At 40.7% G+C, this 22168-nt stretch carries 17 protein-coding genes and 1 pseudogene; 6 read left to right on the top strand and 12 right to left on the bottom strand.

Annotation, left to right across the window (positions count from 1 at the left end; all coding sequences use genetic code 11):
* Nucleotides 1-171: 171 nt before the first annotated feature.
* Entirely contained in the window at nt 172-1926 is a 1755-nt protein-coding gene (locus tag V7K55_RS16575; RefSeq protein ID WP_334833107.1) for an N-acetylmuramoyl-L-alanine amidase, read from the bottom strand.
* 85 nt (nt 1927-2011) lie between these two features.
* On the opposite strand from V7K55_RS16575, the gene V7K55_RS16570 reads away from it, so the two are divergent.
* Both V7K55_RS16570 and V7K55_RS16565 read left to right on the top strand, forming a co-directional pair.
* Nucleotides 2012-3649 carry a CTP synthase gene (locus tag V7K55_RS16570; protein ID WP_334833105.1) on the top strand — a complete coding sequence of 546 codons (1638 nt, stop codon included), beginning with the start codon at nt 2012-2014 and terminating at the stop codon, nt 3647-3649.
* 123 nt (nt 3650-3772) lie between these two features.
* Entirely contained in the window at nt 3773-4195 is a 423-nt protein-coding gene (locus V7K55_RS16565) for a hypothetical protein (protein WP_334833102.1), read from the top strand.
* A 148-nt stretch (nt 4196-4343) separates the two neighbouring features.
* Here the strand turns inward: V7K55_RS16565 and V7K55_RS16560 are convergent, their stop codons facing one another.
* The 3 genes from V7K55_RS16560 to V7K55_RS16550 form a co-directional block, all read right to left on the bottom strand.
* Complete coding sequence (locus tag V7K55_RS16560; protein WP_334833100.1) at nt 4344-5240, bottom strand: ROK family protein; 897 nt, start codon at nt 5238-5240, stop codon at nt 4344-4346.
* Nucleotides 5241-5424: 184 nt separating this feature from the next.
* Complete coding sequence (locus V7K55_RS16555) at nt 5425-5634, bottom strand: hypothetical protein (protein WP_334833098.1); 210 nt, start codon at nt 5632-5634, stop codon at nt 5425-5427.
* Nucleotides 5635-5709: 75 nt separating this feature from the next.
* The gene (locus tag V7K55_RS16550) at nt 5710-6606 is read right to left on the bottom strand and encodes an ABC transporter permease (RefSeq protein WP_094333022.1); all 897 of its coding nucleotides are present in this window, start codon (nt 6604-6606) and stop codon (nt 5710-5712) included.
* A 130-nt stretch (nt 6607-6736) separates the two neighbouring features.
* Between V7K55_RS16550 and V7K55_RS16545 the strand changes: the two genes are divergently transcribed.
* On the top strand, nt 6737-7141 hold the full coding sequence (locus V7K55_RS16545; protein WP_334833096.1) for a four helix bundle protein: 405 nt from the start codon (nt 6737-6739) through the stop codon (nt 7139-7141).
* 85 nt (nt 7142-7226) lie between these two features.
* Here the strand turns inward: V7K55_RS16545 and trxB are convergent, their stop codons facing one another.
* Nucleotides 7227-8597 carry a thioredoxin-disulfide reductase gene (gene trxB / locus V7K55_RS16540; RefSeq protein WP_334833094.1) on the bottom strand — a complete coding sequence of 457 codons (1371 nt, stop codon included), beginning with the start codon at nt 8595-8597 and terminating at the stop codon, nt 7227-7229.
* Nucleotides 8598-8728: 131 nt separating this feature from the next.
* Nucleotides 8729-8926, bottom strand: a complete 198-nt coding sequence (locus V7K55_RS16535) for a hypothetical protein (protein ID WP_334833092.1) — start codon at nt 8924-8926, stop codon at nt 8729-8731.
* Between the two features lie 53 nt (nt 8927-8979).
* Here V7K55_RS16535 and V7K55_RS27555 point away from each other — a divergent pair.
* The 3 genes and pseudogenes from V7K55_RS27555 to V7K55_RS16525 form a co-directional block, all read left to right on the top strand.
* Nucleotides 8980-9087 (top strand): annotated as a pseudogene (locus tag V7K55_RS27555) (Uma2 family endonuclease); the annotation flags it as partial.
* Between the two features lie 216 nt (nt 9088-9303).
* Complete coding sequence (locus tag V7K55_RS16530) at nt 9304-9858, top strand: type IV pilin-like G/H family protein (protein WP_334833090.1); 555 nt, start codon at nt 9304-9306, stop codon at nt 9856-9858.
* Nucleotides 9859-9997: 139 nt separating this feature from the next.
* Nucleotides 9998-12220 (top strand): O-linked N-acetylglucosamine transferase, SPINDLY family protein, encoded by a 2223-nt coding sequence (locus V7K55_RS16525; RefSeq protein WP_334833088.1) that lies wholly within the window; start codon nt 9998-10000, stop codon nt 12218-12220.
* A gap of 228 nt (nt 12221-12448) precedes the next feature.
* On the opposite strand, the gene V7K55_RS16520 is transcribed toward V7K55_RS16525, so the two are convergent.
* The 6 genes from V7K55_RS16520 to V7K55_RS16495 form a co-directional block, all read right to left on the bottom strand.
* Nucleotides 12449-12775, bottom strand: coding sequence for a helix-turn-helix domain-containing protein (locus tag V7K55_RS16520; RefSeq protein WP_334833086.1), 327 nt, complete (start codon nt 12773-12775; stop codon nt 12449-12451).
* 111 nt (nt 12776-12886) lie between these two features.
* A complete protein-coding gene (locus V7K55_RS16515) occupies nt 12887-17596 on the bottom strand; it encodes an O-linked N-acetylglucosamine transferase family protein (RefSeq protein ID WP_334833085.1) in 4710 nt (1569 codons plus the stop codon).
* Nucleotides 17597-17813: 217 nt separating this feature from the next.
* Complete coding sequence (locus V7K55_RS16510) at nt 17814-18794, bottom strand: hypothetical protein (protein ID WP_334833083.1); 981 nt, start codon at nt 18792-18794, stop codon at nt 17814-17816.
* Nucleotides 18791-20059, bottom strand: coding sequence for a DegT/DnrJ/EryC1/StrS aminotransferase family protein (locus V7K55_RS16505; protein WP_334833081.1), 1269 nt, complete (start codon nt 20057-20059; stop codon nt 18791-18793). Before V7K55_RS16505 ends, V7K55_RS16510 begins: the two co-directional genes overlap by 4 nt.
* Nucleotides 20060-20067: 8 nt before the next feature.
* A complete protein-coding gene (locus V7K55_RS16500; RefSeq protein WP_334833079.1) occupies nt 20068-21039 on the bottom strand; it encodes a Gfo/Idh/MocA family protein in 972 nt (323 codons plus the stop codon).
* Between the two features lie 53 nt (nt 21040-21092).
* Nucleotides 21093-22118, bottom strand: a complete 1026-nt coding sequence (locus V7K55_RS16495; protein ID WP_442949095.1) for an IS701 family transposase — start codon at nt 22116-22118, stop codon at nt 21093-21095.
* Between the last annotated feature and the right edge of the window lie 50 nt (nt 22119-22168).

The following is a 22168-nucleotide window of genomic DNA, read 5'->3' as shown; positions in this document are numbered from 1 at the left end:
TAATATCAATTATGCTAAAACTAGCATATTGTGTCAACAAGTAATTTTGTTGTATCAAATTTAATCTATCGCCATCAAATACTGATTAAATCTTGCAAGTGACTTCAGAACTAAAAAAGAGCGATCGCCCTCCAACAAATTGAGGGTACAACTCTACTTGTACCTCCAAATTTACCGCACACTCCGAACCCACTCTGTAATCCCCTGAGCGATCGCATCAGCCGTTTTCTTTTGTACTTCTGGGTTCACCACCTGCTCAAATTCATCGGGATTGCTCATAAAACCCAATTCCAGCAAGACTGATGGTGCAGCCGTCGGGCGTGTGAGCGCCAGGTTATCCCAAAACACACCATAAGAAGGTTTGCTCAGTTTTTTAACTACATAGTTCTGTAAAAACATTGCCAAGTTGTGAGCTTGGGGTTGATACCAAAAAGCGCCAAATCCTTTGATTCTTTCGGCATCGCCCTCATCGGGTAGAGAATTGTGATGTATGGAAATAGCGATCGCAGGTTCTTCTCGACTAATAATTGCCTGACGTTCTACCAGGGAAACCTCTTTATCATCTTCCCTCGTCATCACTACTGTTGCTCCTCGCTTTACCAAATCGTCGCGCAGTAACTTAGATACCACCAAATTCACATCTTTTTCTAAATATCCAGTTGGGCCACTGGCACCAGTTTCTTTACCGCCATGCCCTGGATCGAGTACAATCTTGAAATTAGCTAAAGGCTTGCGTCTTGTGTTCCCGATTTTAGGCGGATGACGTAAAGCCAAAACCAGGGTTGTACCGTCATATCTCAGCTTATATCCCCACTGTTGAGCTTTTTTGAGGTTAAAGGTGTATTTTACTCGTTCTGGAGCTTCCTGTTGCCAATCTAGGCGAGAAATTAGGGGGTCATCATCCAGACGAATAATGTCCGTTTGGGCAGTAGTATTGTAGAGAGTAAGAGCGATCGCTTGCTCACTTTGTTGCACGCTCACAGGTACGGGAACTTGTAAAGGGAAAACTATCTCTGTGGCACCAGGGAGTTGACGGTATCCGACACTGCGAATTATTGTCTGTGGCGGAATTGCACCAGGTAGAATGCGGGTTTCTTGACTATTAATCCAAGCACCATAGTCTAGGCGTAACCATTCACCTTCTCTACCTGTTACTGTAGCGCGTGTGCCTTTGGGCAGTGGTGTGAGTCGAGAATAATCGGTGCTTGGGCCAGTACGAGCAACGCCTGACTCTACTGTAACCTCAGAAATTGGCAATTCTGCTCTTGAGAGGATTTGAATTTTACCAGTCCCTGGTTGAGTTATCGTCTTGCCATTCAGCGTTAGTTGAAATTGAGGTTTTCCTAGATCGGCAGCTGTTGCCACTGTGGTACAACCTTGATAATCGCCTACGCTAGACTGGGCATGAGGCTGATTTTGCCCTGTTAAAGCTGCCGAATTACTTGGTAGTTGTGCCTGTTGGGGTTGAGGTGAAAGAGCAATGGTTTGATTAGCCAGGGTTACAGAGACATTGGCGTTAGGGGGTGCGATCGCGCTAAAACAAATTAGTTCTCCCGGTAATCTGGCAATGTCAACCGAGGGAGTCAGCGAATCTTTTGCAAAGGCTACCCCCTGTGGTAGTTCCGGGCTAGTGTTCAGCCGAATCACCTTAATCTTAAGTTCTTGATTTTGGCGACGCACAGTAAAAAGATTCTCCCCCAACTGCAAGGGGAAACTAGGGGAAAAATGACCGGCTTTGCTGCGAGTAATTGGCTTACTATTGATCAAAACCTGACCATAAGGTGGTGCAGTTCCCAAAAAAAAGATTTTTTCGGAACTAGTCTGGTAGTTTGTTTCGGGAAAAACGACTATAAGAGATGGCTCTGCCAATGCTATGGAGGATGCGAAAATACAGCCTAATATTACTAATCCTAAAAGTTTTTTCACGACAAAATCACAGAAGATTACACCACAACAACTGTGGCACAATGACGGGATGTATTTTTAGAAGTTGTGAGAAATTTAAACTACTATGACTAAGTTTATCTTCGTAACTGGAGGCGTTGTTTCCAGTATTGGTAAGGGCATTGTAGCAGCAAGTCTAGGGCGTTTGCTCAAGTCGCGCGAATATTCGGTGTCGATTCTTAAACTCGACCCTTATATTAATATCGATCCTGGCACAATGAGTCCCTTTCAGCATGGGGAAGTATTCGTTACCCAAGATGGTGCGGAGACAGATTTGGACTTGGGGCATTACGAACGCTTCACTGATACCTCAATGTCGCGCTTGAATTGTGTGACTACTGGCTCAATTTACCAGGCAGTCATCAATAAAGAGCGGCGTGGAGACTACAATGGCGGTACTGTCCAGGTTATTCCTCATATTACCAATGAAATAAAAGAGCGAATTCTGCGAGTTGCTAAAAGTACAAACCCATCTGTAGTAATTACAGAAATTGGCGGTACGGTGGGAGATATAGAATCACTACCGTTTTTGGAAGCGATTCGCCAGTTCCGTAAAGAAGTAGGACGGCAGCATGTACTGTATATGCATGTAACGTTGGTACCGTGGATTGCTTCTGCGGGTGAAATGAAAACTAAGCCAACACAGCATTCAGTTAAAGAACTGAGATCCATTGGTATTCAACCAGATATTTTAGTTTGTCGGAGCGATCGCCCCTTACCCAAAGGATTAAAACAAAAATTATCGGGATTTTGCGATGTCCCCGAAGAATGCGTCATTACTTCCCAAGATGCCAAAAGTATCTATGAAGTACCCCTGAATCTGGAACGGGAAGGAATGGCAGAACAAGTCTTGAAATTGCTGCAAATGGAGCAACGCAAACCAAATTTGACGCAGTGGCAAACCTTGGTACAACGGTTACATACTCCCAAGCATGAGCTAGAAATTGCCATCGTTGGGAAATATGTGCAGTTAAGTGATGCCTATTTATCTGTAGTGGAAGCACTAAACCATGCTGCAATCTCAACTTATGGCAAACTACGCCTGCGTTGGGTGAACTCAGAAGATTTGGAAAATGAATCAGCCGAAACTCATCTTGGGGGTGTCGATGGCATAGTTGTGCCAGGAGGTTTCGGGGTTCGGGGGGTGGATGGCAAAATTGCCGCCATTAAATACGCACGCGATCGCCAAATTCCCTTTTTGGGTTTATGTCTGGGAATGCAATGTTCTGTAATTGAGTGGGCGAGGAACGTAAGGGGATTAACAGATGCTAATAGTGCTGAATTTGACCCTCATACAACTAATCCCGTAATTAATTTATTGCCAGGACAGCAGGAAGTTGTCGATTTAGGGGGTACAATGCGCTTGGGGCTATATCCTTGTCGTGTTCTCCCTGATACCTTAGCTTTCAAGCTTTATCAAGAAGATGTAATTTATGAACGACATCGACATCGCTATGAGTTCAACAATGCTTACCGCGATCTCTTATTAAAGTCTGGCTATGTAATCAGTGGTACTTCTCCCGATGGACAGTTAGTTGAAATTGTGGAATTACCCAAGCATCCATTCTTTCTTGCTTGCCAGTTTCATCCAGAGTTTCAATCGCGCCCCAGTAGCCCTCATCCCTTATTTAAAGGGTTTATTCAAGCAGCGATCGCTCTTTCTCTATCAATTCCAGGTACACCAAAACCATTGGAGGTGTCATAACAATTAAAAATTACAAATTAAAAATTGATTTTTAATTTGTACAGAGCAACATTAACTTAAGACTTCAGTAGATTTTGACATATAGGGTGCATCATTCGTAAATTTTTGACTTGAGGAGATGTTGTGGCGTACTGGGTGAAAATCCTTTACGAGAGGAGAGAATATGTAGTGAATTTTGAACGTGTCCATGCTTTTTGTTATGAAGTAAATGGCAGAGTTACTTTTTGGCTACCCGATAGTGCCATTCCAATAGTAATTAACCCTCAAAATAACCTGGAAGACTATCAAAAAATTCTCGATTATTTAGAATGTGTGACGAGCTTAGAATTAGATCATGCTCACTGGGTAAAAATCTGTTACGACAAAAACGAATATGTAATTAATCTCAACTGCATCAGTTCCTTTTGTCATGAACCGAACGGTAGGATAACTTTTTGGTTGCCAGATGGCACCATTCCCATTATTATCAACCCTGTGAGTAATCCCGAATCTTATGAAAAAGTCGTGAAATACGTTCACAAGGCAACAGGATATTCTTTGTCCTAGTATTACAAATTACTTTAGCGTAGTGGTAGCGAATCCGCGTACCCCTCGAAGGAAGCTACGCGCAGCATATCGTAGAGAGACAACATCATTACGAATTACGAATTACGTAAAGACTGATGTCTCTAGCTGGAATTGTTTGAACCATAATTTAAAACCCTGAATAGCATTGCCATGCCAACTTAGCTGCACCCACTATCCCGGCAAAATTTCCTAATTCGGCTGGCAAAATCTGTAAATCCACTCGTGATAGAGGTTGAACTCGCTTCTCAATTTCTGCCTTCGCTGCTGGTAAGAAAAACTCAAAACTGCCACTTATCCCGCCACCAATCACGATCGCTTGCGGTGTGAGTACATAAATCAAACTCGTCAAACCAATCCCCAAATTCTTACCATATTCTTGCCAAAAAGTCAATGCTTCGGGATCTCCTTGTTGGGCAAGAATACCTAATTCGATGGGTTCCTTGAGAGTGCGGCGGCGAATGGCAGTAGCAGAGGCATGTTGTTCTAAAGAGCCTTGATTGCCACTATTACAAATTGGCCCATCAGGATTTAATGAAATTAAACCTAATTCCCCAGCAGCGCCCTGATGTCCAATAAATAGTTTGCCATTGAGGATAATTGCGCCACCAACCCCAGTGCCTAAAGTTAGCAGAATCAGATTTTGCAAATGGCGACCGGCTCCTAGCCAAGCTTCTCCCAAAAGAGCGCAGTTGGCATCGTTAGCGATCGCAGTAGGTTTGTCAGTTTTGGCTTCTAACCAGTCTGCTAAAGGCACATCGAGCCATCCAGGTAAGTTAATGGCGATTTTGGCGATGCGTCCGGCGGCATCGGAGGGGCCAGGAGTCCCAACACCAATAGCAACAGTTTGATTATCTGGATCGATTTGTGCGATCGCATCTAGCAGCACCGCCAGCACTGCCTCCGGCGTTGTCGGTTGAGGAGCCGCCACAGTCAAAGATTGCAGACAAGTACCATCGTCTGTAAACCGCCCCAGCTTAATTGCTGTTCCCCCTACATCAATGCCAATTACTTGAGAACTCACCACTTTAAAATCCTCAGATCGAGCCGCAAATTCTCGGCTTCAAAAGCATAGTAGTACAGCTTTGCACAAGTTTGTAGCCAAAAAAATGGTTGTGTACTAAACTCTGTGTCCTAAAGCGTTTCAATTTTAAAGCTCAATTCACCAGAGTTTTAGGATTTTGTGCCGAAAAAATTCTAAATTTTCTGTTTTATCCCCGATCTGTTCGTGCAGCATCTCCCCCTGGAAGAAGACGCGAAGCTTTCAACTCCGATTTCTGTAAATTAGCAAAATTCGTGGTGCGAAAACTCGATTGCTCGTGCCAAGCTGTAATTGGCGCACCTCTTAAGATGCCAGCAAGGGCAACAGAAAGGATAAATCCACCAGTAGCGGCGGCAATTAATGTCAGGTTATCTTTCACCCAAATCTCTCCAGTTATCAATTACTAGTTATCAATGATTAGTCGGTTGACTAATAAGTGTCCACTATTTATTAATTATTTTCGGATTCCATTTTCTCTCCGTAATCGGGGATTGACAAATTCGTTTAACCCTTCACCAAGTAGTGATAACCCTACCACCATGAATGTCATGGTTAAACCAGGGAAAAGTGTAGTCCACCAAATACCAGTAGGTAGAGCTTCTAAAGCTTGTTTTAAATCATGTCCCCATTCTGGCACTTCTTCGGGAAGCCCTAACCCCAAAAAGCCCAAACCGCCCAACACCAAAATTGCATCAGCAGCGTTGAGTGTGAAGAGGACGGGTACGCTTTGAATGACGTTGAAAAATAGATAACGAGAAAGCACAACCCAAGTGGAAGCGCCCATTGCTTGAGCCGCTTCGATAAACACTTCCGTTTTGACGCTAACAGTGTGGTTGCGAACAACGCGGTAATATTGGGGAATGTAGGCAATGCTAATCGCGATCGCTGCATTTAATATCCCCCGCCCCACTACAAAGGCTAGTGTCACAGACAGCAGTAGCCCCGGTAGAGTGTAGATGCTATCCATCATAAACAGCAACACTTTATCCAATTTGCCGCCGAGATAACCACTCAGCATCCCTAAAGGCACACCGATAATCATACTCAGCGCTGTTGCCAAAATCACCACCTGCAAGGCAGCTTGAGCGCCGAACAATGTCCGAGAGAAGACATCATAACCCAAGCGACTAGTACCAAACCAATGTTTAGCCGAGGGTGGCTCGTGAATTGGATTAGAGAGAAAATCTTTTGGGTTTAGCAGCCATCCCCAAGCCTGAAATACGGGAGCAAAGAACGCCAGGAAGATGAAAAATAGGGTAATGACTAACCCAATGAGCATGAGTCTTTGGGAAAGATTGGAACTTTTGCCAAACTGTAAAAATGTCGGTAGTCGCCGTTTTGTAATGGCCATAAAGCGATCGCCTGGATCAAAGCTTGATACGCTGACCATTTTACATATTAGGGAGTAGAGATTGGGGATTGGGGACTGGGGACTGGGTAAAAATCTCCCATAAAATTGAGAGACTTTAGATTGAGATGATATGGCAGATAGGGGTTTTGAGTCTTTAGACTTCTATCAAGATAGCCTTAAGTTGCTAAAAGCGGCTTATAGACTAGCAAATAGTTTGCCTGATTGTGAGCGTTACAATTTGAGCGATCAATTACGAAGAGCAGCTTGCAGCGTTTTACTGAACATAGCTGAGGGCTATGGACGTTATCACTACTTAGATAGATTGCGTTTTATGTACATTGCTCGCGGCTCATTGACTGAAACCAAAAGCGCCTTCATTATTGCTGAAAGCTTAGGCTACTGTAGCAAGGAACAATTAAACTGGGTCAGTCAGCTTAAAGACCAGATTGAAAAAGGTCTTAACGGTTACTGTCGTTTCATTCGTTCCCAACAACAGGGTAAAGAAGAGTATGGCACTAGATTGGGTGATTTGTGACTGGGATTGAGGATTGGGTACTGAGTATTAACAGTTAAAAGAATTATTTCCTAGTCCCCAGCCCCCAATCCCTAATCCCCAGTTCCTAAAGATTGCTCTCAATTAACTGGCGGTATTCGCTCTTTTGTTTCACGCCTTTGACTTCCTTCACCAGTTCCTTGTTTTTGAACAATTGAACTGTTGGCGTTCCTGTCACACCAGCATTTTCAGCAATATCTCGGTCTTTATCGATGTCAATTTCTACAAAGTGAATTTTGCTGTCAAATTCATCCACCACTTTATTTAAAATTGGCTTCAGGGTATGACAAGGGCCACAACCAGGAGAGACGTATTTAACCAGGAGTAAGCGATCGCTTTCATGGAACAATTTCCGTAAAGCATAACCTCCCTCATGGCGCGTCCCATCCAAATTAAATCCAGCTTCTTCTTCAGCTTCAGTCTTTTTGGCTGGCTGATGTTCTAATTCATTAACTGCTGTTTCTGGCTGTTGATGGAATTCTTGAATCAAACCACTGGATGACAACCACCGTTCTGCCAACATCGCCGACATACAACCAGTACCCGCAGCCGTAATTGCTTGGCGAAACTCATGATCTTGCACGTCACCAGCAGCAAAAACGCCTTCTACACTGGTTTCTACAGTACCGTGTTTGGTAACAACGTAACCCACTTCATCCAGTTCTAATTGCCCCTTAAATAAAGAGGTATTGGGACTGTGACCAACAGCGTAGAATAAACCCTTAGCGTGCAGTTGGCTTTCTTCACCAGTTTTAGTATTGCGGACTTTCACCCCTTCCATGTGACCATTACCGAAGATATCCACGGCTTCGGTGTTCCAATGCACCTGGATTTTTGGGTTACTCAAAACCCTGTCTTGCATGGCTTTAGAAGCCCGCATTTTATCGGTGCGTACCAACATATTTACCTTAGAACCGTATTTGGTGAGATAAATCGACTCTTCCGCCGCCGAGTCGCCAGCACCAATTACAGCCAATTCTGCGCCGTGAAAAATTGGTGTCGCACCATCACAAATTGCACAAGCAGAGATACCGCGACTCCAGAATTCATGTTCGCTGGGTAAACCTAAACGCTTTGCTGTCGCACCCGTAGCAATGACAATGCTGTTGGTTTTAAATTCCCTTTCTTGCGATCGCACTGTAAATGGACGCTGACTCAAATCAACTGATATAACATCTTCAGTATATAGTTCAGCCCCCCAGCGCTCTGCCTGTGCCTTCATCTGATCCATCAGTTCCGGCCCAGTAATCCCTTGGGGAAACCCTGGAAAGTTCTCAACTTCCGTCGTTGTCATTAATTGCCCGCCAGGTAATCCCCCGGCTTGGAAACCCTCAAATACAACGGGTTTCAGGTTAGCGCGTCCGGCATAAATAGCGGCTGTGTAACCTGCTGGGCCAGAACCGATAATTACTAAGTTTTCTACTGTGGGGTTAGTCATAACTATATAAACTCATAACGACTACGCTTAATGTAGCATAAAAAACTGTGATTGGCTACATCATGGTGGAAGCGATCGCAAAATGTCTACAATACTATGCGCTCAATACTTGCCAAATATCCTCTTAACCGCTAAGACTCTTCTTGCAGATATTTCCTGATAATTTCAACATCTAGTTCTAAAAATTCTGCTGTTTCTTGAATACTCATACCTTTCTCAATACATTTTGGGACTAACTTCAATTTTGTTTCTAGTTCTGTTTTCGGCTTAGTCTTTGCCACGATACTCTCGTACAATCGAGTATTTTTGAATGCATCTAAATCAAGCATGGCTTCAATTTCCTCTAAAGTAAGATTGGGAAACTTATAAAATACAATACTGACGTATAACTGGTTCTAGCGCTGGCTTTATCATACTGAGTATAGAAGAGGGCGACTCGGAAAAAAGAAACCTGCGATCGCCTGATGTGTCTTTTGTTTGCGCCGATCGATGTTTGAATAAAGCACTCTCACAAACGAAATTAAGAATCTAGCCCTTGGTGAACACCAGGGGCTTAGTTATATCTGTGTCAATTGGGATACAAGGATTCTGAATTGTATAACTGGATCTCCCCAAACTTTTTTTCTGAAGGTGATAGGAAAGCGATCGCAGTTGGGTAAGTTATATCTAGAACACACAAGCACTTCCTACCCCAGGGAAAACACTTATGAAAACCGAACTAAAAGCAAAATTTCTCCAACACATACTTGCTAAAAAGAACGAAAATGAGGGTTTTACACTAATTGAATTACTAGTAGTAATTATTATCATCGGTATTTTGTCTGCGATCGCGCTACCTTCTTTCTTGAACCAAGCTAACAAAGCCAAGCAGTCAGAAGCTAAAACTTACATAGGTTCAATGAACCGCGCACAGCAAGCTTATTACTTAGAAAATACTTCATTTTCAAGTGCAATTGGTAGTTTAGGTCTTGGTATTGCAACACAAACTATAAATTACAAATACGTGGCTAACGTTCTGTCGGGCGGTACTGTAGTAACCAACCAAGGAGTAGTAGTGAATCCGAATGCGCCTCTCAAAAGCTATGTTGGTGGTGTAGAGGTGACAACCCAAGCTGCTACGGGTGAAGCTACTACCGTAGCTATTTTGTGTGAAGCTAGCAACGCTATGGTTAACGGTGGTGTAAATGCAGATGCCTCTGCATTTGTCTACACAGCTGGAGCACCTACTTGTCCTGCCAGCTTCGTCTCTTTGGCTAAGTAACCAAGCAAGGACAAACAGTATATAAATTGTCTCTAAACCAGATATTTTCCAAAGTGGGTAGATGCTTCTATCCACTTTGTTTCAATTATGTAAGTCGTTCACTATTATATTCCTCATAAAATTTTCTCAGAGAATTACAATGATTACTGATATATATAATTGGCAAAGTCAAGCTGAAGAATACTTCATTCAAGAAAAATATTCGCAAGCAGCACAGTTATATGAACAAGCAATCGCAATAGAATCAAATGCTATTTATTATTATTGGTATTTAGGGTTACTATTGCTATTACAAGGGCAAGAAGCAGAAGCTCAAATGACTTGGATGCTGCCCATGACAGAGGCAGATGAAGAACAGTTAGAAGTGTGGACAAATGAACTATTTAAAGTTTTACAGATAGAAGCTGAAAGGCGTGAAACAGTGGCGGAATATTCTGTAGCTTGGTTAATTCGCCAGCATATACGAGAAATTAATCCTAGTAATATAAATAATTTGCTTCAAATTATTCTCCTTTCTCTAAAGTTAGAAAAAATTGAACAAATTGATGATTTGAATGACTGGGGATTAATTGAAACCTTAAATGCCAAAGAAAATATAGAAATTAATACCGAATTATTAATTCAAGTTTTAAAAGAAGTTTTAAATGCTGTTCCCTTACATCCAATTAATCTAAATTTAATAGAAGCTAGTCTTCCTTATTTCTCTGATACCCATCAATGCTTCTCTATAGTGCTTCCTGCTGCTATCCAACTTGGTCATACTTTGCGGCAGCCTATGCTAGCAGCATCTCTGCTAGAATTGCATTTGCGATTGGAACCAGATAATGTAGAAATTTTGCGGCACTTAGCGACTTTTTATCAAGATGCTCGTAATTATTCTCAGGGAATAGAGACAGCTAGGTTATGTTATTCCCTATCAGAAGGTTTGGCTGATAAAATTTTTGCACTCCATTTACTATTAAGGGGTCTAATGTCAGCAGGGGGATATTGGCAAGAGATATGTACAACTTGTCAAGAATTAGAAACTGTATACAAAGAGTTCATTAAAGCTCAACGAATTCCTTTAGAAGAAGGAAGAATATTACGGTTACTTACGCCAGCTTTTGCCATACCTCATATTAAAGATGCTCCTGCTGATTTCCGAGCTATTCATAATCAGGTAGCTGATATTTTTCAGAATTATATTCAAGCTTTTGCCCAATCTGAAGGAAAAAATTATGCTCGTCAAATTATTAATAATCAATCTTTAAAAAACCATCCAAAGAAATTAAAAATTGGTTATATATCTTATGTTTTAAGGAATCATTCTGTTGGTTGGCTAGCTCGCTGGTTATTTCAGCATCATGATCGAGATAAATTTGATATTCATACCTATTTTGTGAACTATCAATTAGTAGACGATTTTCTACAGGATTGGTATGTACAAAAGGCAGGTAATGCTCATAAATTAGGAATGAATGGCTTGGAAATTGCTGACCAGATATATCAAGATGAAATTGATATTTTAGTTGACCTTGATAGCATTACTTTAGATATTACTAGTGAAATCATGGCACTCAAGCCAGCCCCAATTCAAGTTACTTGGCTGGGGTGGGATGCATCAGGTATACCTGCAATTGATTACTTTATTGCAGATCCTTATGTACTACCAGATAATGCACAAAATTACTATACAGAGAAAATCTGGCGACTCCCCCAAACCTACATAGCAGTAGATGGTTTTGAAGTTGGTGTACCAACTCTCCGCCGCGATGACTTGGATATCCCTATGGATGCCGTTGTATATCTCAGCGCCCAAAGAGGATATAAACGCCATCCAGAAACGACAAGGTGGCAAATGCAAATTATTAAACAAGTACCTAATAGCTACTTTTTGATTAAGGGGCCTGCTGAGGAGGAAACAATTAAACGCTTCTTTTATCAAATTGCCGAAGAAGAAGGTGTAGATTGTTCTCGGCTACGGTTCTTACCAATGGTCTATTTAGAGTCAGTTCATCGTGCTAATTTAGGTATTGCTGATATTGTATTAGATACATTTCCCTACAACGGAGCGACAACAACCTTAGAAACATTGTGGATGGGTATCCCATTGGTGACACGAGTCGGCGAACAATTTGCAGCGCGTAATAGCTACACCATGATGATGAATGCAGGAATTAGAGAAGGCATCGCCTGGACTGATGAAGAATATATTGAGTGGGGTGTCCGCTTGGGGAAAGATGAGACTTTACGCCAGCAGGTGGCTTTGAAATTGAAAGCATCTCGACAAACAGCACCCCTGTGGAATGGTAAGCAGTTTACTCGTGAAATGGAGAAGGCTTACCAACAGATGTGGGAGAATTATAGCGGTTCTCAATTGTAAGTGCGTATGCAAAAATATTTATGTCATTGCGAGCGGAATGAAATGTAGCGAACGCGAACAGCGTCTCCAAGAGTTGCAATCCCAAGACCTTGCGTTCGCGAAGCGTGTCCGAACGACTTATGCTTCATTCCGCTTTGCTCCATTCGCAATGAAAAATGTATATTTAATTTTGCATTACTACTTATGGAATAAAGCAAGGTTTTTAACCCGATCGGGCGGGTTTTACCACTATAGCGAGATTACAGTTTCAGGAGATTGGGCCGACGCATGACGAGAGCGAAGATGCAAGGTGATTTCCGTATTGAGTCGCTTGAGGAAAATGAGGAGTTTGCCCTCGCTGAACCGTTGAAACTCTCCTTTCATCAAATGAGATACTTCTGGCTGGGGAATGCCAAGAAGTTCGCTGATTTCGCGCTGTTTCAAGTTGCGTTGAGAGAGGAGGCGGAGTACCTGAATCCCTATTTTGCCCGGCGTAAAAAGTTCATCTGCATTCGACAAGGCAAGATCAGTGAATACGTTGCCACTGCTTTCTTCAAAAACGGTTTCCTGTGTCATTGTTGTTTCTCTCTTGCCACTGCGTCCTTAAACTTAAGCTAAGCTAATCGTCATTCATTTTTCCAGAATGATTCGCTTGTAGTAAGGGCTTCAGCCCTGCTTTTATGCAACTTAAATGCTGATTAGCTTATTTACGTTGGATAATGGAAGAGTTTCGGCTTTTGCTTGTGTGATCGCAGATTGATTATCTGTTGCTAAAGCAATTCGAGTATTAATTCTAGGCAAAAGAGCTTTCCATTGTGCATCACTTATCTTACCTAGCAGAGAAATTTCTGGCCCCTCAGTTATATCTACATCTTCTTCCATGAGCAAATTCATGGTTAAAGACGATAAAAGCATATCAGCTTCTTCCTCAAAAATATTTTGAGTATCTATTAAAAGAGTTATGTGATTTTTATCTGAGTGAGTAGTGAGAATAGAAATCACACTTGCTAAATCTTGATATAATAGGTCTTCTGGTTGTGACCAGTCTGGGAAAATAATTAAATTAATATCTCCTAAGCGGAAATTTTGACTCAAAGTATCTGCAAGATATTTACTAAATAGTTCTTGGAAGAGACTACCTATTTTAGCTGAGTAAGAGCGGCTATCTAGAAAACTAGGATTATCCTGCATCCTTTCTTTGATTTGAGCGCTCTTTTGTTGGCGTAGTTCAGGATTAATTCCAAGTGCGACTGCTAACTGTATATAAGACTCTTCACTATCCGCAACTAAACCAGGAACATCAAGTGTTTGCACCATTGCAGCCCCCATTGCAGAACGAAAAGTAGTTCCTTGTCTAGCAATTACTGGCAGATTAACTTGTAGTGGTTCTACTAAAGAAGTTGTTCCCGCAAATGGATAGGAATCTAGATAGACATCGGCAATTTTGAAGTATTCTTTAACTTCTTCCCTATTTGGCACTGGTTGAGGATCTAAAACTATTAATTGGTTCGCTGGTATCCCATGCTTGGAAAACACTTTAATTAAGTGATTCACAAAAGATTTTTTAGGATAATTGTTTGACCAATTCGGACCAAATGGCAGTAGCACTAAAACGGAGTTGGGAACTACAGAAATGATTTTTGCCCACGTATCAATTAGTTCAGGGATGATTTTGAAGAAGTTAGCACCAGAGATAAAAATAACTGTTTCTTCAGAGATGCCTAAACTTTCTCGTTCAACTTTTAGAGTGACATTTTCTTGCTGATTACCATAACTAAAACAATGAGCAGTTCCTTGTATTTTTACCAACTTTTCTCGATATTGCTGTTCTGACGTTGGTGATGGATCTGTCTCTGTACCTGAGATGTAATAATCAATGTGCTGCATTCCACTTGTGACAACCGACCCGCCACTAGTAATTTGTATTCTCGCTAGCCTATGCATTGATAAGAGGCAGATTTGATTCGTTACCGCAGTCACATTAGTAGCAATGAATAATATATCTAGGTCATCAGCACGAATAGTATTTGATTGTTCTGCCAAATCTTGTGGCAATAGCTTAAAGGAGTTGGCACAACTCTGGCAATATTCCTCTAAAGGATGACCCGTTTGATTTAGAGAGTACAAAACTACTTCAAAATAGCGGCTGATATATTCATAAACAGGAAGGGTAGCAAATGTTTCTGCTGAAGGCAAAAAATGTGATGCCAGAATACCCATGCGAATTTTCTTTCTGGTTACAGAGCGATCGTCAAATTCATAATTGACTTGATAACCATTAATTTTTAAGAAAAAATCTAGTATTTCTCCACGTTTAACGTAGATATCTTTAAGATTAGCTTCATTAAAGTATAGAGGTATAAAATTACCCATTTGGACGAAATTTTCAACCACTTCATGCCATAACAGAGAATCTTGATTCTGAAATATGGATGTGTGTAAGTAATCAACCCACCCCTGTATATAATGATAGTATTTCTCTGCTTCTCCTACTTCTTGAAAGTAAAGTTGAGGTTGAAATAGGAATTTTAAATATTCATTAATAAACCATATTGGAATATTAGAGATGTCATGATCTAAAAGTAACTGGTCAGCGCAACAATACAACATAGCTGCCAATATATACTGAACCGCTTTTGGCTCATCGAAGCCTCTAGAAATCTTTGCATTTACTTCATCTACAAAAGCTTGTTCAGTAAGAGTAAATATTTCATTTTTTATCCCACTACTGAGCAATATTTGATGTACTTTTCCAAAATCTCCTAAGTAGACGCTTTCAATTTCAGAATCTGATATATTCAGCCATTGCTGGGCAATTTGATAACGAGTCTGACGAACATTTGCTATTGCTGTACGACTAGTTGGATCTTGTTGATATTGTTTGACGTAAGTAGAAATTTTAGAAAAAATATCTTGTTCTTGACCTTCAATATCTACATTAACTTCAGGAGCGAATTGTTTCTGAATTTCCTGCTGATATCCCTGGTTTATTGCCAAATAGCCATTTCCAGGAATTTGATTTCTACTTAAATTAGATCCTGACTTCGCTACAAGCAATTCGGCTATAACATGAATGACTCCCCCAGGGGATTCTTCATGTTCAAGTTTCACAGCTTTAAACTCACCTTGAAATCCATATCTTTTACAAAGTTCTATATAAGCTGGAAATTCACTACAGTAGTACAAAAAAGAATTAATATTCCAAAAGCTGATATGAGTGGGGTCTTGAAAAGCTCCTCGCCCATCTGTAGATGGCACGCGAATGTCAACTTTTGCACCAGGTTTGCAGACTCTCCAAATCTCATTCATTGTATGAATTCGGTCATAGAGATGTTCGATAATGTCGTGCGCTCTCAACTCATCAACTGAACTATCAGGAAAAGGAAATTCTTTACTGAGATCGGCAACAATATCAACACCAACACCAGGAGAAATATCGACACCAATAAAATCTATAGGCTTATGAATTCCACAGCCTATATCTACGCGTAATATATCTGCTTTAGTTATAGATTTTTGATATTCAGTTGATAATTTATCTTGCATTTTCAACTCCATTTTGATAAAATCTGTAATCCGTTCAGTCGTGTTACCATCTAGTTCGCCTAGGTATTGTTGTGTAAACAGCTTTTGTGTTTTTTGCTGGCGATTTATTTCCTCATCATCACTGTTTAGCTTTTCAATTGCCGGAATTAAATCTTCTGGATTATATACCCCCATTGCTGCACCTTCTATGGCATAGGGTTTATAATTTCTCATTCCTAATAAATCTAAAAAAATACAAGGCTTACTCAGTGCGATCGCATAACTTAGTACACTGGTTGCGCCGCCAATAACAATATCACTTTCTGCAATTTGATCGAGTAGATTATTTGAGTTATCAATCTTGACATTAATACCAACAAGATTGGCTAAGTCACGCAAGTAATCCATATTTTCAGCACCATGAGGTCTGATAACGAGTAGAACATGCAATTGCTTAGCTGCTTGAAAAAGTGTTTCATACAAATAATGGTAAGACTTATGTGTTGATGTACTTAAAAATAGTAATTTAAGTTCAGCATGAGCAACCTGTTTTCTTTTTATACAGTTGAGATGCTGTTTTATTTCTCTTTCAATCCAAGGCCAGCCAGTAACAATAACTTGTTTTGCTGACCAACCAAGATTGTCTACATAATAATGCTGACCATAAGAACCCCATGTAGCTACATAATCCGGCCTTGTTTCAGCATAATTGTGCTGCCAATAATGCATATCAGGGCGTTCAGTTTTTGATATTTGAGTATCAGAAGATCCATGCTCAATTACAAGTTTTTTAATTCCATGTAGTTTTGCTACTGCTCCTAATGAACGTGCTGCTAGGGAAACTTCTTCCGCCATGACAATAAATTTAGGTTGCACCTGAGCTAGTACCCAGTGAGAGCATTCTATCCAAGCGCGAACAAAGGGAATATCAAAGCTTAATAAAAGGTCTACTCTTGATTGAATAATTTTCCAGATGTCTAGGGGATAGTCCAAGAAAGTATCGGAAAATCGCCGATCGTTTAAAAACTGATTAATTTCTATTGAGTTTGTGTTGTTTAAATCCTGAATGAGAGGAACAGGAATTGAATCTGAAGCATCATGCCATCCAAACCATAAATTCTGTTGAATTAAATCTAAGGTTTTAAAATTGAAAGAATTTGCCAATGCTTCACCAATAGGTGCATAATTTTTGAGGAAATTATTTTGTAGGGCTAATAAAACATCTGATTTTAGTGAGTTTTTACTTTGATTAACTGTGGCTCTTTGGCTATGTTGAGGCTGCCAAGGCTGATATTGCGATCTATAAATTAAGTCAATCTGCTGCTTGTGAGTATTTGATGATTCTAACGTATCAGGAATTTCTAAATCTTTGATAATTACTCCTGTATTCCTCATAGAACCCCATACTTGATTTTCATAATTAGTCTGAGGTGGAGGAGCCAAACCCCACTGTGTTACAGCAGTAAATGGTGATTGGTTTACCCAAATTTCTTTGGGTTTATATTTTCGCAGAATTGCTAATGCGAGATGATAAGAAGTTACAGCTTCGTAGAAAAAATAGTAGAGCAGATGCAGAGAACAAGATAAAATATCAATATTTTGATAAATTAGTGATAGTCCGTAATTATGTCCAACCTGTCGCAAAGTTTGTTCAAATTTACATCTGAGATTTTCTGCTTCATTGGAAATAGTACAAAAGTCTAATTGCCGATATAGTTCAACTACATCATCCGCAGGAATTCCGGCTGAACGAAAAACTAAATGAGGCTCAATTCCTGAATAAACAATTTTACCTTGTTTTAATAGCTCTGGCTGTGTAATTAGCCACTCAGCATCTGCAATTGTATATGCTAGGTATAATTTATCAACCATTGAATAAACCCTATATTATTGATTTAATTTATTAGTATCTGTTTGATTTAAACTCCTAGCCACATATCGCAATATTTTGGAGATAAACCTAAGATTTGATACACTGTACTTAAGGCTTTTGGTGTGTAAATAATACTAAGTTTAGTATCTGGATTCAAGCTGAATCATTCCACGCTATATAGTACCCAAGACTTGAAAAATCTTTCAAGTTCAATAACTAAATTATTGCCTTGCATAACTGTGCTACTCGTAAATCTGCATCGCGCTGCTGTTCAAAAAATTGTTCTTCTATTTCCCCATATTGCGGAAAATACAAAAACTCCCGCAGCTTTTCCAAGGAGTTTAAGGGAATCGTGATTCCCCTTTGATTAGTAATAAGTGTGTCATCGATACCGATGGCCAAGCTACCTGCTAGTATTCCCATTGAAGCTGCCTCAATTAGGATAATGGAGGTAATTCCCAGCATTATATCTTGATTACACAAAGTGGCAAGTATATCAACGCTTTCGTCAATAGCAAATGGCAAACCTGATTGTGCTAGCAAATCAAGCGACGCACGACACTTATCTTGGCGGGGATGAAACCGGATTAGCAGTTTTTTTAAAGGTTTATAGTCACTTAATACCTTAATTAAGATACGGAGAATTTCAATTTCATTGGCATTGGGTTGAGAAGCAAAGAGAATATTTTCTATTGGTTTAACAATACTTTTTCTGGATTTTTGTCTAGCAATCAGCCAAGCAAAATAAGGCTGTCCCACAACGCGGATTCGTTTTTCTGGTATTCCATCAGCAAGCATTCCTGTTTTACACACTTCATCTATAGCTGTGATGATATCTGGAAAAGTTGGTTCTGCATTAGGATTGTTGATTGCTTGAAAACGCTGTCGATAATTTGCCCAATAGTCTATGACAGCAATACTAGGAATATGCTCTTGCCTCGCCCAAAAAATAGCATCGCTTTCAAATTCATCATATTGAGATGTTCCTGTTAGCAGAATATCTCCTGTTAATTTCATAAAAAGAGTTTGGTGTTCCTGAGAAACTGGCGTGCAAGCAACTGCAAGGCGTTGAAATTGATGAATGGCCGGGCCTTTGGCATACGCTTCAACCTGTGTACCTTCTGCCCGCAAGACTGCAACAGTTGCAGCCACAGCGTTTGCACCGCCTGGATCGTGAGCGATCGCAATAATCTTCATTCATCTTTCTCTTGACTTAACTCTTCGGCATGAGCCAAGACTTTAGTCACAGCAGCAATGAAACGATTAACTAGGTCAATACCTCCAGGTATTTGGATGAGAGTTGTAGATAAAAGCGTCTCGCTATATGTCTTTTCGGCTATGGGACATACACCACTAGGATGACTGACAATTGTCTTGCCTTGTTGTTGCAGCCTTTGGAAAAGAGGTAGTCTGTATAAGGGACGCACATAACGTCCTGTGACAGGACATCCTTCTGCTTGAAGTGCTTCCACAAATCTGTCCCGCGACAATCCAGCTTGTTGTGGATCGATCCAAATGGGATAAGTATAGTAAACATGGCGATCGCCAGAGCTAACTTTAGCTGTCCGCAGCGCTTTAAATTCAGACAACCCTTGATCTAAAGCTTCAGCAATTTTCAGCCGTGGCTGTGTCAATTCTTCTAAACGTTGCAGTTGAACCTGAGCGATCGCCCCTTGAAGTTCAGTTAAACGGTAATTGTAACCAACAATATCAGCATCCTCATACCAGTTTTCCGCCTCTATTGCATTCTCCCCATGATTACGCACTAGTGCCACCCGCCGCGCCAAGCGATCGTCATTAGTGACTACAATCCCCCCTTCACCACACTGAATTGTTTTGTGACAATTGAGGCTGAACACCCCCAAATGTCCAATTGTTCCCAGCCAACGCCCCTGATGCTGACCTCCCGGTGCTTGGGAATTGTCCTCAATTAGAATCAAACCGTGTCGATCTGCTAACTCACGTAAGCGCACCAGTTGGGCTGGGCCTCCAAACAAATTGACTGCGATAATTGCTTTTGTGCGTGACCCAATAGCACCTTCAACGGCTTCTGGATCAATGCAGCAAGTAGCCTCCTCTTGATCAACAAAAACAGGAATACCATTTGCCATAACCACTGCTGTTGCCGTTGCTGACATCGTTTGTGGTGGGACAATTACCTCATCGCCAAAATTAACGCCTGCTGCGATCGCAGCAGCATGTAAACCACTAGTAGCAGAGTTAACGCTTAAAGCGTGACGAACATTAAAGTAGTCAGCCCATTGGTTTTCTAAGGTGCGAACTTGTTTACCACCCATAAAATACAGTCCAGCAGCACCAATATACTCAGATAAAATGCCGCTTTTCAATACTTGAACCGCAGCTTCAGTCTCCTGATAACTAGTACTGGTATACCTTGGTAATGGGTCTGGAAAAACCTTGGAACCTCCGAGCAAAGCCGGTTTTTCTCTAGTAATAACCATCAAATTACCTACTTAATTAGACATTTATTGTTTCTTGCCATCTCAACAACTTGTAAAGCAAGCATACCATCAGCGCCAGAACAGCTTGGTTGTCCGCCAATTTGTGCTAACTGCACAGCTTCGGTGACAGCCCCCAAAATGTGGCCTTTTAAGCCCACTTCACAGATCGTTTTCGCTTGACCTAACTCTTGAAAACCTGACCATTGACTAGGTTGAACTGTCTGCCAAGTGATTTGCTGTCCCCCAGCGCTATACCGCAGCATACCGCCGGTTCCCCAGATTTCACCTTCGCCGATTGAACACCCAGTTCCGCGTACTGCAATCAAATATGCAGTTAATCCGTTGTTCCAAGATAGTGCAATTGACTCAGCTGCGTCATCTTGAGTAACAGATGATTTTTCCAGACAATATGCACAAGCAACCGATCCAAATAAAGCCAATAACATATCGATCCAATGGGTTCCATTGTGCAGTAAACCACCGTTATAACGTAAGCAAGCGCCAATTGGAGTTCCCAAACCATCATCCTGGTTTGTTAGATGTTTCAAGGCTTGCAGCATTGGTGTCCAACGACGGGAATAGTTAGTTATCAAAATACAACCTTGTTTAGAGCAAGCAGATAGCATAATTTCTGCCTCTGCTACATTAACTGCAAGCGGTTTTTCGCATAGGATGACACGCGGATGCCAAGCAAGTGCAGCCATAACTCCCTGAGCGTGTAGGTGAGTGAGACTACATATTGATACTACGTCGAGGTGAAGTTCATCTGGTACATCTTTCAGACTGGAGTATACCTGTGCTTCAGAAAAACGTTGCTGAAAATCTCTACACGCCTCTGGATCTGGATCTACTCCTAATGCAACTGTTACGTTAGGGATTTGGGCATACCCTTCAGAATGGCTGAGTGGATCGCCTTGTGGAGAAATGCCAAAGCGATGTCCAATTTTTCCCAAACCAATAATACCGACACACAATTTCATGAGTTTAATATCTCTAGGACTTACGCATTGACAAAAAATATCATCTATGGTTTCTAGATAATGCCATCACCGCTAAGGTTTGCAAAAATATGCTCACGTACAACTAATGTGAACATATTCCGTTGTACTTCGTACCAATTGCTAATTATTTTTTCAGACCGCATAAACTCCAATCTCACAAAAGCTTGAAGTGAACAAAATATGTGAGTCTTGATTGCATAGGTATCCCTAACCATGAACCGACAAATTCCACATACTTGTTTTATGGCTCGATGAAAGGTTTCAATTCCCCAATGGGTATCATGAATTGTGATAAATTCATTTCTAGTTATATCCTTGATTCTTTCCTCATCTGGAACATACAAAATATAGTGTCTAGAGTCTTCTTTCTTGAAGTCTTTCCTAAACAACTTTATAAACCCAAATTCTTTCAGATGAGTTCTTAATCCTGACTCTGGAATCACCAGAGTACTTACCTGGCAATACTTATGTGGCTCATTTGAGACAGTTCTGTTTTTTTCAATCCCGAATAGAAAACCCAGTTTCTGGTTTTTTAGAAATTTTAAGTTTTCTACTCCTGAATACCAACTATCTCCTGTTACTATTCTTGGTTTGACTCCCCAGTTTATTATTTCACTCACCATTTCTCTCAAATAATCGTTTTTTGTTTTCCCCTCCTTTTTGTCATATATTCTGTAGTTTATTGGTACTGATTTCCCATTAATATCGCTGTAATATAAAGTGATTAGATTTAAACAAATAATAGTTTTATGGGCTTTTTCTGACCAAAAATAACTGATTAATTCGGCATTTTTTGGGTCGCTGTAAATCTTTTCTATTACTGTATCGTCTACACTTAGTATTCCTCCTACCAAGTCAATGATTTTCTCTATTATCTTGAATAAATCTTTCGGTTCGTATCTCTCTCTCAATAAAAAGCGATTCACACTATCATGTGAAACGTCTCCCAATATCTCTGCCAACCTACTGCACCCCCCAAACTTTGGCTCTGAGAGCAAAAATAAGGTGTAGAGGTCTAGATTGCATTGTCCTGTCGATGGTTTAGTAATTTCTCTAATTGTCCGATACCTGTAAAGTAGACGACCCTTATTTATGAATTCACTATTTT

This window comes from Nostoc sp. (assembly GCF_036919895.1).
In the GTDB taxonomy this organism is placed as follows: Bacteria; Cyanobacteriota; Cyanobacteriia; order Cyanobacteriales; family Nostocaceae; genus Nostoc.
This window is presented reverse-complemented; position numbering and strand designations above follow the sequence as displayed.